This window comes from Clostridium sp. YIM B02551, assembly GCF_022324735.1.
GTDB lineage: Bacteria > Bacillota > Clostridia > Clostridiales > Clostridiaceae > Clostridium_T > Clostridium_T paridis.
In genome coordinates this window covers 131,477-144,827 of sequence record NZ_JAKGTF010000010.1, presented here as the reverse complement: position 1 = coordinate 144,827, position 13,351 = coordinate 131,477, and the positions used below count along the sequence as shown (strand labels likewise).

Below are 13,351 nucleotides of genomic sequence, written 5' to 3'. Positions count from 1 at the left end.
CACCTATTTGCATGAAATTATATGAAAAACTATAATTAATTATATATTATTTAGAAATAAGATTGGACTTGCCGTCATAAGGTAAGTCCAATTTATATTATATGAATAAAGGAGCTGTATATAATGTCTGCGTTGGTGCTTTATTAGTTTGAGTATTTATTGAGATATATGAAGTATATTATAAATAGTCCCTTTTTCTGTTTCTATTTTATTTAAATCATCAATAAAGTAAAAAGCACTATATTTCCATTTATCCGGATTATATATAACAATATATTCTGTATCTTCAATTGATGGGAGTTCCTTTTCAAATTTTTCTTTATAGTTATTTAAACTAAATTGTGGTTCAATATTTCCTGTGATTTCAAATAGATATTTAATATCTGAAATTTTACTTGAGAGTTTATCAATTAAGGGAATTCCTATATTTACTTGCTGCCATCCAAAAGAAGCTAGTATATTATCATAAAATCCATTAAATAAAAATTTATTTAACCCATTACTATCCTTCCAAAGATATAAAGGTGAATAACTATTTTGAAGGTTATTATTTTCATCTTTCTCTGTAATTAGATATAATTTAAATCTCAAACCATCAAAACCATCAGTTTTAAAGCCGTTAGTTCTCACTCGTTCTTTGATTATATTCATATCATAATCACTTGGTAAAGTGATTTTATATTGTGTTGCTATCATTTTATCCTCTCCTTTTATATTTCATGAAGGTACCTTTAGTTTCATTATATTTCTATTTAAACTTTGTGTATAATAGTTATAAATCATGACAAATATCATTTTAAGTAATACCAAGAATAATATACTTATTGTTAAGTAAAGAGGGTAATTAAAGATGGAAATTAACGATTTAAAAATATTTAAAATTGTAGCTTATGAAAAGTCTATTTCTAAGGCAGCCATAAAGATGGGATATGTTCAATCAAATGTAACTTTGCGAATAAAAGCACTTGAAAAAGAATTAGAGACTGAATTACTAATAAGACATAATAAAGGTATTTCATTAACTGATGATGGGAAAAGGCTACTTGAGTATGCTGAACAAATTATACGATTAATTGATGAAGCTAAATCTGAATTTAAAGAAAATAGTAGTAATAATTATTTAAAAATAGGGGCGACACAAGTAATAGCAGCTTCAATAGCTCCTAAATGGTTAAAAAAATATTCTGAAGACTATCCTGATGTAATTTTATCTCTAAAAACTGATAAGCAAATAAATTTAGAAGAGCAAATTATCAGAGGAGAACTTGATGGTGCATTTACAAATGTTAAGCCCAAACATGAAAGTATTAATGAAGCATTTACTTTTGTAGAAGATATCGCGATTATATCTTCAGTTGAAAATAAAGCAACAGAAGGCTTATTAGAAAAGCCTATTATTATTAATAGTAATATTGATTGTCCTTATCGGTCTATTTTAGAAAAATGGGTTAATATTAATAAAGGAATTCAAAGAATTATTGAGGTTGATTCTCTTGAAGCAATTATAAAGTTTGTTGAAGATGATATGGGGATATCTCTATTGCCCAAAAACTTAATAAAGGGAAATGATAAGATAAAAATCCATGGATTAACTAATGAGTTTAACAAGGTTGTAATATATTTTATCAAACGTAAAGATTTAAGAAAAAATCATCCAGTTAATGATTTTATTAAGGTGTTATTTAAAGAAGATTTTAGATAGAAGTAAAAGATTAAAGGAAGAGGAGTAATGCCTTTGTAGGTAAAGACTATTACTATAGGCTTTTATTTAAGTTAGAGCTAATGTATAGGAGGAAATTAAGTGGAAAAAGCAAATAATGATAGAAGTAGATGGTCGATACTAATTGTAGTATTAATGTCCACATTAATGTCGGCATTGGATGGAAGTATTGTAAATGTTGCTTTGCCTAAAATGGCTAAAGAATTGAATGTAACAACATCCAGTATTCAATTAGTAGCAACAAGTTATTTAATAGCAATAGCAGGGACAGTATTAATTTTTGGAAGATTAGGAGATATGTTTGGAAAAGCAAAAATGTTCAAATTTGGTTTGGGGTTATTTACCCTGGGATCTCTGCTATGTGGAATAACAAAGTCTTTTCCAGTATTAATTATAGCAAGAATTGTGCAAGCTATAGGAGCAGCAGGAACTATGGCAAATAATCAAGGTATTATCACAGAAGTATTTCCCGGGAATGAAAGAGGAAAAGCACTTGGCTTTTTAGGAACTTCTGTAGCCTTAGGATCATTAATAGGTCCAGGATTAGGTGGAATTATAGTGGGTACAGCAAGTTGGGAATTTATATTCTTAATAAATGTACCAATAGGAATAATTGCATTATTTTATGCTTTCAAGCTATTACCAAAGAATCACAAAACTGCACAGGGAAAGATTGATAATATAGGAGCTATATTATTTATGCTTACTATAGTGCCGCTTTTTGGAGCATTAGAAGAAGGATTAAGCCGTGGCTTTACAAACCCAATAATTTTAGTGAGCTTCGCAGTAGCAATTATTTCATTTATAGCATTTATATTTGTTGAGAAGAGAAAAAAGAATCCGCTTTTACAGTTAAGTATATTTAGTAATAAATTATTTTCCTTAAGTATATTTTGTGGATTCATAACCTTTGTAGCGATATTCTGCAATAATATTATTTTGCCATTTTACCTTCAAGATGTAATGAATTATACGCCAGAACATACCGGATTAATACTTATGGTTTATCCTTTAATTTTAGCAGTTGCAGCACCAGTTAGTGGGCAGCTATCAGATAACATTGGATCAGAAAAATTAACTTTTATAGGGTTGGTATTAATAAGTGTAGGATTATTACTAATGTCATCATTAAATGAAAAATCAACTTTGCTAATTATGGTGATGTTTATTGGAGCAATGTCTATTGGTATGGGCTTATTTCAATCACCTAATAATTCTTTGATAATGTCAACCGTACCAAAAAATAAGCTCGGAATAGCAGGAAGTGTAAACGCACTTGTAAGAAATCTAGGCATGGTATGTGGAATAGCCTTAGCAACAACACTTTTATATAGTATGATGAGTTCTAAGATTGGATATCGTGTTACTGATTATGTAGCAGGAAGAAATGATGCATTTATATATGGAATGAGGATTGTATATATAACAGCAGGAGTAATAAGTCTTGTTGGAGCAATATTAACTTTTTATAGATTATCTAAAAAAGATAAAGATACTGATGTTGGTATAAATTTAAATGCGGAGGAAAAATAATTGCATATTAACGAAGATAATTGTCCGAGGTTTGAAACGGATAGGTTGATTATTAGAGTGTTGGCTATAACAGATGCTGATGAATTATTTGAGGTCTTTTCGGATGAAGAAACTACTTACTACGTACCAAGAGAAAAGCATGAAGATAAAAATGTAACTTATAATCATTTGAAAAACTTGATTAAAGGAATGAATGAGGGAAAATCCATAGTCTGGTCAGTTATTGATAAGGTTAATAATAGGATAATCGGAACAGTTAGTTGTTACTTTAAGTTAGATAAAGCTGCTTCTATTGGGGCAGTTATAAGCAGTCAATATTGGGGAAAGGGAATTGCATCAGAGGCATTAAATGAGGTAATTAAGTTTGGCTTTGATAGAATGGAATTTATTCGTATTGAAGGAAAGTGTGAGGCAAATAATATAGCATCTGAGAAAGTATTAAAAAAGTTAGGAATGACATATGAAGGAACATTAAGAAAAGAAGTGATTATTAAAGGGCAGCCAAGAGATGCAAAAGTATACTCAATATTAATGGAGGAATTTAGGACTTACTAATTAGTAAGTCCTTATTTTCTTATAGAAGTAGTTTAGTCCACTTTATAGAACCTTGATTTGCTAACACATATATATTTATCGAATTATTTGGCAGTTTTATGGACAACTATTGCTACCAGTTGAGTTGCTATTCCAAAGGCACAAACCCCATACCAACCAAAGTGAGCATAGCTATAAGAGCCTAGGAAAGAACCAAATGCGCCGCCGAGAAAAAAACTCACCATATATACTGTGTTAATTCTATTACGCATTTCTTCATTTAAAGAATGCACTCTTGTTTGATTGGAAACATTACAAGATTGAACTCCTAAGTCAAGCAAAATAACACCTAAGATCAATCCAAATACTTTAAAGCCAAGTAAAAGAAATAGTAAGTAAGATAGTATAACTATGGATATACAAATACCTATAACAAATCTGGGACCTTTCTTATCAGCCAATCTTCCCACTAAAGGAGCAGCTAAAGCACCACTGATTCCAACTAAACCAAATAAACCAGCTGCCTGAGGCCCCATATTATAATGGGAACTTTCAAGTAGAAATGTAAGAGATGTCCAAAATGCACTAAAAGCTGCAAACATCATAGCTCCATTAATAGATGCTTCTCTTAAAGTAGATTCAGTTTTAATTAATCTAACCATAGATTTTAATAATTCAGTATATTTAACATTAGAAACAGGATTACATATAGGTATTAGTTTATTTAAAGCAATCATTAAAATAATCATCATAACTGCTGCAATAATGTATACTATTCTCCAGCCATAATAACCACCTAAAATACCACTAAAGGTACGAGATACTAAAATTCCAATTAATAAACCACTCATGACTGTTCCTATTATTTTCCCTCTTTCTTCTGGATTAGATAATTGAGCTGCCAAGGGAATAATAAGTTGAGGAATAATAGAAGTAAATCCAACTGCAAAAGATGAGATCATTAGCATTGATATATTTTGAGAGAAAAACATACAGGTAAGAGCTAGGACTGAAAATAAAAGCATTAATGTAATTAATCCACGTCTTTCTTTTATATCTCCAAGGGGTAATATAAATATCATTCCAACTGCGTAGCCTATTTGAGTTAACATTGCTGCAGAACCTACGCTAACTTCACTTACATTAAAGGTCTTAGCTATATCAGCTAGTAAGGGTTGTATATAATATAAGTTTGCAACAGTAAGTCCACAGGCTATAGCCATAACCATAATTAATAAATTAGTTAATATAGGTTTAGTTTTTGAAAATTCAAAATTTAGATTTTCCATATAAATCGACTCCTTTAAATTAATAATACTGAACGCATAGTTTATAAATATATAATATACTATACGTTTAGTATTGTAAAGAGGTGTTTTTATTGAAATTGAAAAAATATATATTATAATATACGTATAGTTTATTATGTATATATTTTCTTTAGGGATTATTATGGAGGTATTTATATGGAGAAAAAGTTAGGCCGCCCAAGAAGTGAAAAAACAAAATCGGACATTCTTAATGCAGCATATGATTTATTAATTGAGACTGGATTTGGAACAGTAACTGTGGAAAAAATCGCAGAAAGAGCTAAAGTGAGTAAAGCTACTATTTATAAATGGTGGCCCAATAAGGCAGCAGTTGTTATGGATGGTTTTTTAAATGCTACCAATGTTGAGCTTCCAATACCTAATACGGGGTCAACCCTTGAGGATATGCTCATTCAAGTAGATAATTTTGTAAAGTTTTTAACTACTAGAAAAGGAAATGTAATTACAGAAATAATAGCAGAAGGACAATACGATCCTAAATTAGCTGATATTTATCGGGAAGCATATTTTATTCCAAGACGAAATATTTCAAGACAGATTTTAGAACGTGGTATTTTGAGAGGAGAAATAAAAAAAGACTTGGACTTAGAGTCAATTATAGACTTAATTTGGGGCCCAATATTTTATAGATTATTAATAACAGGAGCAGAAATTGATGAGACCTTTATAAAAAGGCTTATAGGTTATGCATTTGAAGGAATTAAATTATAAGGTTTAATATAATAAAATCAAAATATCTTAGGAAATATCATGGATATGATATATAATCACAATTCCTAAATATAGAACATATTATAATTCAGCAAGACTTTATAAGGGAGAAATAAGATGTATAGTACTTATAGGGGATATCCAAACCCTTATTTCATAGCTCCACCAATGTATAGCCCATACTATAGCAACTATCCAAATCCTTATTTTTTTAATCCACCAGCATATGATATGAATTATCCAAAAGATCTTTATGTCGATGCAGCAGAGTATGATTCAAGATTCTTCTTCCCAGAACCAGTAATGGAAAGTAATCCAATTCAACTTAAGGATTATGGTCCACAACCCTTTGTTGTTAACATTAATGATGTTACAAAACAAAACAATACTTTTCGTACAGCATTATGGACAGGAGAACATCTACAAGTTACCTTAATGAGTATAGACGTTGGAGATGATATAGGTTTAGAAATTCATCCAGAGGTTGATCAGTTTATTCGTCTTGAAGATGGTGAAGGACTCGTTAAAATGGGAAAGGATAAGGATAGATTGGATTTTCAAGCGAAAGTTTATGATGAATTTGCAATTATGATACCTGCAGGTACATGGCATAATGTTATCAATACTGGAAATAGGCCATTAAAGGTATATTCTATCTATGCACCACCTCAACATCCACATGGTACAGTTCATCAGACTAAAGCAGATGCACAAGCAGCTGAATAGAACAGTATAAAATAAATTAAAACAAATAATGCCTGACTAAGTGGGAATCTCCATTTAATCAGGCATTGTTTATTACTATTTAATCTTTACTTTAACTTCTACAGACATTCCAGGAATTAATGTCTTGTCAGTTGAATCTAAAGTTATTTTAACAGGCACTCTTTGACTTACCTTAGTAAAGTTACCTGATGCATTTTCAGTGCTAAATAAGCTGAAAACTGAAGAGGTTGCTAAAGCACTTTCCTTAACTGTACCAGTAAAAGTAGCACCAGGGAAAGAATCAATAGTCATAGTAACCTTTTCGCTTGGGCTTATGTGTTCTAAGTCACCTTCTAAGATATTAGCTGTTACTTGAAGTTTACTTAAATCTACTACAGAAACAGCGGCTTGACCAGCAGCTATCATATCACCTTCATGTATATTTAATTGAACAACAGTTCCATCAGCAGGAGCTTTTATTTCTGAATTGCTGAAGTTTAATTTAGCAAGATCATAAGAAGCTTGTGCAGCACTAACTTGAGCTTCAACTATTGCAACATCCTTATCAGAAGCTCCGGCATTTGTTAAGTTTAACTTACTTTTTGCTCCATCTAAGCCAGCTTTTGCAGTATCAATTTGAGAATCAACAGTTTTAATTTGTCCTTTTAATTGATTTATTTGATTTTCATATTGTAGTTTACCTTGGAATAATTGTTCAACAGCTTGGGCTTTTACAGTATACTCTGCTTCTGTAAGCAAGCCTTTTGCTCTTGCAGTATCTAATTGTTTTATAGCATAATTAGCATCAAAATCTCCTGTATCAGGGTTCTTGAAACTACTCATTTGGGCTATTAAACTGTTGTATTGAGATTGGACGTCATTTAAGGTATTTTGAAGGTTTGACTTTGTTGTATCAGCTCCTCCTAGGGAAGCACTAGCTTGATCTACAAGGGCTTGAGCACCAGCAACTTCTTCAGCTCTAGCACCACCTTCAACTTTTGATAGTTGAGCTTTAGCTACATCTAAAGCTGCTTGAGCTTGGTTTAATTGATATTGAAGTTGTTCAGTTTCTAGAGTGAATAATACTTGACCTTTTTTTACGGTGTCACCTTCATGAACATTAATTTTTACAACTTTGCCAGGTATTTTTGAGCTGGCATTTAAAATATCTCCAGTTATTTTAGCATCATCTGTACTTACATAACTTTTTTGCTCTATATAATACTTAATACCAAAACCACCTAAAGCAATTACTAATACTGCAACTATTGCAATTATTAATTTCCCTTTACTTTTTTTTGAAGTAGTTGTCTTTAATGATTTATCCATATATATCCTCCTTAATATTGTAATTATGATTCCATATTTACTGATTCAATTTCATTACTATTTTGATTCGATGATTTTTTCTTTATAAAAAATGATATTATTACACCTGCGACGCATATTCCGGTCGCAACAATAAAGGTATCATTCATTGCTACTACTGTTGCAGATTTTGCAACCTGCCCGTATACTTGTAAAAACAATAAGCTTTTTCCCTCTGAGGGATTCATTCCCTTTACAGTAGCAGCTCCTTGTAGTAAGGCTTGAGCTTTTGCAAGTGTAGGAGAATTAGTATTTATTGATTGCCCAAATATTACTGTATGGAAAGCTTGTCTGCTTTGAAGAATTGTGGTTAATATAGCTATACCAAGAGATCCAGCAACTTGTCTAATAGTTGTATTCAATGCAGTAGCTCTTGCAGTTAGTTCCTGAGGAACTGAGTTCATACCTTCAGTCTGCATTGGCATCATAGCAAGCCCGTTACCAAAGCCTCTTACAGCCATTATTAATGTAACAGTACTATAGGGAGTATCTAAGGTTAATTTGCTTAGCATATAAGTACAACCTGATACTATGATAAGTCCAATAATAGTAAGCCACTTTGCTCCATAACGGTCAAAGAGTTTTCCGCTTATTGGCATCATTATTCCCGTAACTATGGCTTGAGGAAGCATCATCATTCCACTTTGCATTGCAGAATACCCTCTTAAGTTCTGCATATAAATAGGCATTAAGAATATTGCCCCAAACATAGCTATAGTAGTTACGGTACTTATTATTAAACTTAGGGTGAATGGGAAATTTTTAGTTACCCTAAGGTCTAATAACGGTTCAGAATGATTTAATTCTATAAAAATAAAGGCGATTAAGGACACGAAAGATATGGTAAATAACACAATTGTATAAGCAGATGTCCAACCTTTATCAGAAACTTTTGCTAGACCTAGTAGCAACGTATATAAACAGGTCGCAGATGTAATAGCTCCGCCAAAATCAAATCTTTTATCATAATTTTTTGGAGAGTTCCTTAGAAGAAAAACTGCTAAAGTGACACCGATGATTCCTACAGGGATGTTAATTGTAAATATCAATCTCCAATTCATATATTGAACTATGTATCCACTTAGTGTAGGTCCAATTGCGGGAGCAGCCATAGCAGCAATTCCCCAGACCCCTAAGGCTAATCCACGCTTTTCAAGGGGTACAGTTTGAAGTAGCATAGTCATACCTACAGGCATAATCATGCCGCCCCCAATCGCTTGCACAACTCTAGAAGCTACCATAGTATTTGTACTAGTAGCCAATCCACAAAGTGCAGAACCTATTGTAAAGATAATTAACGCAAAAATATAAATATTCTTTCCACCAAATCTATCAGTTAAATAACCCGTAAGAGGTATTACTATACTCATAGTTAACATATAGCCTGTTAGTACCCATTCAATTTGATTTTCAGCTGCACCAAAAATAGTCATCATCTTTGGAATAGCAACATTTACTATACTTGAATCAAGAATTGCCATAAAGGTTCCTACAACTATAACTGAAAGACATAGCCACATGTAGCGTTCATCATGTTTATCCATATTACACTTCCTTTCTAAAAAATATAAAATGTGTTAACTAACTATTTAGTTAACAAAAAATTAAAAATTATAGCAAATATAAAAATATATCTGCTATTTTTCCTTATTAACTTTTTTGTGAATAAAGTTTTTTCTTATTTCCTTATAGCTTTCTAAGAATTTCTTTTTAGCTTCCTTTTTATCAAAGCCATAAAAATCCATCCATCTATCGCCTAAAATAATAAATCCAGCTGCAGGTAAAAGCATATAGAAAAAAGAATTAATCATAACACTTGTTGTATCTTCAACCTCTACTCCTTTGTCTTTTAAGTTTGACAACTTAAGATCTACGGAAGGGAGAAGAGAACTAAATATTGTAACATCTTGAGAAGTAGATTTAAGAGATTCTATCATAATAATTCTTAGGATATCCTTCTTTTCATACATAAAATCATACATTCCCGCAAATAGCTTATCTATATCTTTGTCATTATCTAGGTCAATGTCTTTAAGTAAGCTATTTTTTAAATTTTTTACATCCTCTTTATATTGCTTAATTAGTTCTTCAAAAAGTTTTTCTTTGCTATTAAAATAATAATAAAGCATAGCCTTATTTATATTAGCTCTAGCTGCAATTTCGTCTACTCTGGCGCCGTCAAAACCTTTTTCAGAAAAAACTTCAATAGCTGCATCTATTAGCTTTTGTTTTGTATCCTGAACTTTGTTTTTATCCAAATTAACACGGCCTCTCATCAATAATACTAACTGTCCAGTTAGTATATCATACATAAAAAATAAATTCAATTCGGTGCATATGAACAAAGTGTTTCTAAAACAAACAAAAATAAAAAGCTTGCTATACACTTAGCAAGCTTTTAGTAAGTTATAATTCGAATGTAGTGTTGATTAAAGATTTATAATAGTTTCCCCATTTAGCAGTAAAACATAAAATGCAATAATCAGGATCTGTTACTCCGAGAGGGTAATATACTTCACAGCCATCAGACCAGAATCTTTCCTTTATCTTGGGGTCTTCAAGTACTTCAATGTTTCCTACTAGCATTAAGCCTGTCCATTTTTCAAGATCGGTAAAATAAACGCATGCTTTCGGATCTTTTCTAAATTGTGCAACTCTTTTATTAGAGGTGTTTGTACTAAACCAGATTTTGCTGAGTCCTTCAGTTTCTATTTTTATCATGGCCTTGATGTTTGGGAATCCATCATCACCATTTGATCCAACCATAGCTATATTACAGCTATCCATTAGTTCAATTGATTTTTTTATAATCTCTTCATTACTCAATTTGAGTTCCCCCTTATATATTTATTTTTTTATTTTGCTTAAACTTTCTTCAAAGTTTAAAAGATTGGAATAGATTTTAGTAAGATAAGCTTCAAAGATATCTATGTCTTGCTCTGTGAAGCCTTTATAAAATAGGTTCAACATTTCATTAGAAACTTGTTCATAATAATCTTTAAGCTTTTCATTTTTATTGGTAAGCGTCACTATAATCTTGCGACGGTCATCTTTTGAAGGAATACGATTAATATATCCTGAACCCTCAAGCCTTTCGAGCATTCTTGTAAGAGTCGATTTTTCTAGTGCAGTTTTTTTTGCTAATTCTTGAATTGATATCCCATCATTTTGCCATAACACAAATATAATTCTTCCTTGAGCTGAGTTTATATCATAAAAATCATAGTTCTTAAGTTTCTTGGTAAAAATACGCCCAGATAATTGATGTATTTTAGAGATTAAAAACCCACCTTGCTTTTTGGTTATCATAATATTCTCCTTGAAAATTAATTGTATATACAACTATTTGTAATCATATTATAGTTGTATATACAATTAATGTAAACAATTTTGTGAAAAAAATATACTATATTTATAGTTAAATACATAATAGTATATATTTGGGTTAATGATTGCTTAAAATATAAGTATAGTTATAAGACAAATATTTAAAGATTGAAAATAAGTTTAAAAAATTTTTTGTGTGGAAACAACCTGGAAACAAGTCTGTTAATTTTGGTAAAAGTGGGGTGTTAGTATTTAGGTATATTAAATATAGGAGTGAGAAATCATGAGAAAAAAAGGAGTATTATTTTTATTATCACTAGTATTACTATTTACTATTTCAGGTTGCGGAAATAAAGAAAAAACAAATATACTTTCAGATGATGTTAAGCAAGAAGCGGTTATGCAAGAAGAAGAAATAAAGAAATGTATTTCTGATGGAACAGATTATTTAAATGCCGGCAAATATGATGATGCTAAAACTAGTTTTGAGAAAGCACTTTCAATGGATAAGGCTAATAAAGGAGCCTATATAGAAATAAAAAATAAGTATATGGAAAAACAAAGATTAGATGATGCTTATTATATTGTAAAGCTTGCTATAAATAATGATGTGGATATTGAAAATATGACTCAAATATTAAATGATATAAAATCAAAATTTGAAGTTACAAAATTATCTGCAAATGTTTATGAAAATAATAAATATACCTTGCCAAGTAAAGTTAAAGTAAAGATAAATAATGAAGAAAAAGAAGTGGACGTTACTTGGACTAGTAATAATGTTGATACAAGTAAGATAGGTAGCCAAAAGTATATTGGAAAAGTAGAGCAATACGACAGAACTATTGAGTTAACACTAAATGTAATGAAGATTCAAAAAGTAAAAATCATTGGTTGGATTAGTAAAGTATATGAGAAAAATGGTAAAAGATATTTAGATTATGATGAAGTACAGTTTTTCTTAGATAAGGATGGTAAAGATTATACAGCAGAAAATGCAGCAAAGGAAGATGGGGTTGAGCTGCCTCCAGATGGAAGGCTTCTTGATGGTGTTTATATTAGAAATAAAAATAAGAGTATAAAGACTTATGAAATATCTCCAAATGCAGAGATAACTGTTTGTGGACACAGAGTTGGTGATAATAACAATTCTATGAAACAGTACAAAGCAAGTTATGAAAAATTAAAATCTATCGTAGAACATGATTCAGTAGCAGTTGTAATTCCCGGAACTTTATGCTACGTATATCTAGAAAATAATGTAGTAGTAAAGATAGAAGAACAATATCTTCCGTAACAGTTATTAAAAATCAAAATTAAACACACTTACTAATGATTATTGTTAGGTTATTACTAGAAGTGGGAGAACTAGTAATGGCCTAATGGAGATTCAATAATATTTCAAATATAAATAGTAAGGAGACTTTTTAATGGAATTTAAGGTATTAGTAGTTGAAGATGAAGTATCTATAAATGATATTTTAGTATCTGCATTGAGGGCAGATGGTTATATAGTTAGAGGAGTATACTTATCAAAAGATGCAAAAGACACCTTGAGTTTTTTCAAGCCAGACTTGGTGCTACTAGATATAAACTTACCTGATGAAAGTGGTTTTGAATTATGCAGGCAGATAAATAGTAAATACTCTATTCCTATAATTATGTTAACTGCACGAAATGATATTGTGGACAAGGTTTTGGGGCTAGAATTAGGTGCAGATGATTATATTACTAAACCGTTTCATATAAAAGAGGTATTAACTAGAGTAAAGGTTGCAATGAGAAGAGTAAGTAAATATAAGGAGAAGACCGCTGAAACTTATATTGAATTAAATAAAAATGTTAAAGTGAATCTAGAGGGCAGGATTGTATATAAAAACAATGAGGAAGTTAAGCTTAAACCTAAGGAATATGAATTGCTTGAGTTTTTTATTAAGAATAGAAAAAAGGTTTTTTCAAGAGAAGATATCTTAGATAAGGTATGGGGTTTTGACTATGACGGAGAACTTAGAACAGTTGATGTTCATGTAAGAAGATTAAGAAGTAAGTTAGATAATGAAAATGGGGCAACATCTATAATAGACACAGTTTTCGGTGTAGGGTACGTCATGAGGTAACTTAT

The 13,351-nt window shown here is 30.8% G+C and carries 14 protein-coding genes; 7 read left to right on the top strand and 7 right to left on the bottom strand.

The genetic code is table 11. From position 1 onward, the window contains the following. Positions 1 to 156: 156 nt before the first annotated feature. Entirely contained in the window at positions 157 to 696 is a 540-nt protein-coding gene (locus L1S47_RS13405) for a DUF4865 family protein (RefSeq protein ID WP_238884040.1), read from the bottom strand. A 154-nt stretch (positions 697 to 850) separates the two neighbouring features. On the opposite strand from L1S47_RS13405, the gene L1S47_RS13400 reads away from it, so the two are divergent. From L1S47_RS13400 to L1S47_RS13390, 3 genes are all read left to right on the top strand, one after another. Then, positions 851 to 1,702: a LysR family transcriptional regulator gene (locus tag L1S47_RS13400; protein ID WP_238884039.1), complete on the top strand. Its 852-nt coding sequence runs from the start codon at positions 851 to 853 to the stop codon at positions 1,700 to 1,702. Between the two features lie 99 nt (positions 1,703 to 1,801). After that, entirely contained in the window at positions 1,802 to 3,253 is a 1,452-nt protein-coding gene (locus L1S47_RS13395; protein ID WP_373689082.1) for an MFS transporter, read from the top strand. After that, positions 3,254 to 3,808, top strand: a complete 555-nt coding sequence (locus L1S47_RS13390; protein WP_238884038.1) for a GNAT family N-acetyltransferase — start codon at positions 3,254 to 3,256, stop codon at positions 3,806 to 3,808. Between the two features lie 83 nt (positions 3,809 to 3,891). Here the strand turns inward: L1S47_RS13390 and L1S47_RS13385 are convergent, their stop codons facing one another. Beyond that, the gene (locus tag L1S47_RS13385; RefSeq protein ID WP_238884037.1) at positions 3,892 to 5,076 is read right to left on the bottom strand and encodes an MFS transporter; all 1,185 of its coding nucleotides are present in this window, start codon (positions 5,074 to 5,076) and stop codon (positions 3,892 to 3,894) included. 177 nt (positions 5,077 to 5,253) lie between these two features. Here L1S47_RS13385 and L1S47_RS13380 point away from each other — a divergent pair, with 177 nt between their 5' ends. Further along, positions 5,254 to 5,829: a TetR/AcrR family transcriptional regulator gene (locus L1S47_RS13380; RefSeq protein ID WP_238884036.1), complete on the top strand. Its 576-nt coding sequence runs from the start codon at positions 5,254 to 5,256 to the stop codon at positions 5,827 to 5,829. A 117-nt stretch (positions 5,830 to 5,946) separates the two neighbouring features. Beyond that, complete coding sequence (locus tag L1S47_RS13375; RefSeq protein ID WP_238884035.1) at positions 5,947 to 6,555, top strand: cupin domain-containing protein; 609 nt, start codon at positions 5,947 to 5,949, stop codon at positions 6,553 to 6,555. Positions 6,556 to 6,630: 75 nt separating this feature from the next. Here the strand turns inward: L1S47_RS13375 and L1S47_RS13370 are convergent, their stop codons facing one another. From L1S47_RS13370 to L1S47_RS13350, 5 genes are all read right to left on the bottom strand, one after another. Then, positions 6,631 to 7,863, bottom strand: a complete 1,233-nt coding sequence (locus tag L1S47_RS13370) for an HlyD family secretion protein (RefSeq protein WP_202768947.1) — start codon at positions 7,861 to 7,863, stop codon at positions 6,631 to 6,633. A gap of 23 nt (positions 7,864 to 7,886) precedes the next feature. Further along, positions 7,887 to 9,446, bottom strand: coding sequence for a DHA2 family efflux MFS transporter permease subunit (locus tag L1S47_RS13365; protein WP_238884034.1), 1,560 nt, complete (start codon positions 9,444 to 9,446; stop codon positions 7,887 to 7,889). Between the two features lie 93 nt (positions 9,447 to 9,539). Next, positions 9,540 to 10,229 carry a TetR/AcrR family transcriptional regulator gene (locus L1S47_RS13360; protein ID WP_238884033.1) on the bottom strand — a complete coding sequence of 230 codons (690 nt, stop codon included), beginning with the start codon at positions 10,227 to 10,229 and terminating at the stop codon, positions 9,540 to 9,542. Between the two features lie 79 nt (positions 10,230 to 10,308). Further along, positions 10,309 to 10,728, bottom strand: coding sequence for a pyridoxamine 5'-phosphate oxidase family protein (locus L1S47_RS13355; RefSeq protein ID WP_238884032.1), 420 nt, complete (start codon positions 10,726 to 10,728; stop codon positions 10,309 to 10,311). Positions 10,729 to 10,749: 21 nt separating this feature from the next. After that, positions 10,750 to 11,211: a MarR family winged helix-turn-helix transcriptional regulator gene (locus tag L1S47_RS13350; protein ID WP_238884031.1), complete on the bottom strand. Its 462-nt coding sequence runs from the start codon at positions 11,209 to 11,211 to the stop codon at positions 10,750 to 10,752. Positions 11,212 to 11,512: 301 nt separating this feature from the next. On the opposite strand from L1S47_RS13350, the gene L1S47_RS13345 reads away from it, so the two are divergent. Continuing rightward, positions 11,513 to 12,526, top strand: coding sequence for a tetratricopeptide repeat protein (locus L1S47_RS13345; RefSeq protein ID WP_238884030.1), 1,014 nt, complete (start codon positions 11,513 to 11,515; stop codon positions 12,524 to 12,526). Positions 12,527 to 12,659: 133 nt separating this feature from the next. Further along, positions 12,660 to 13,346: a response regulator transcription factor gene (locus tag L1S47_RS13340; RefSeq protein WP_238884029.1), complete on the top strand. Its 687-nt coding sequence runs from the start codon at positions 12,660 to 12,662 to the stop codon at positions 13,344 to 13,346. Positions 13,347 to 13,351: the final 5 nt, after the last annotated feature.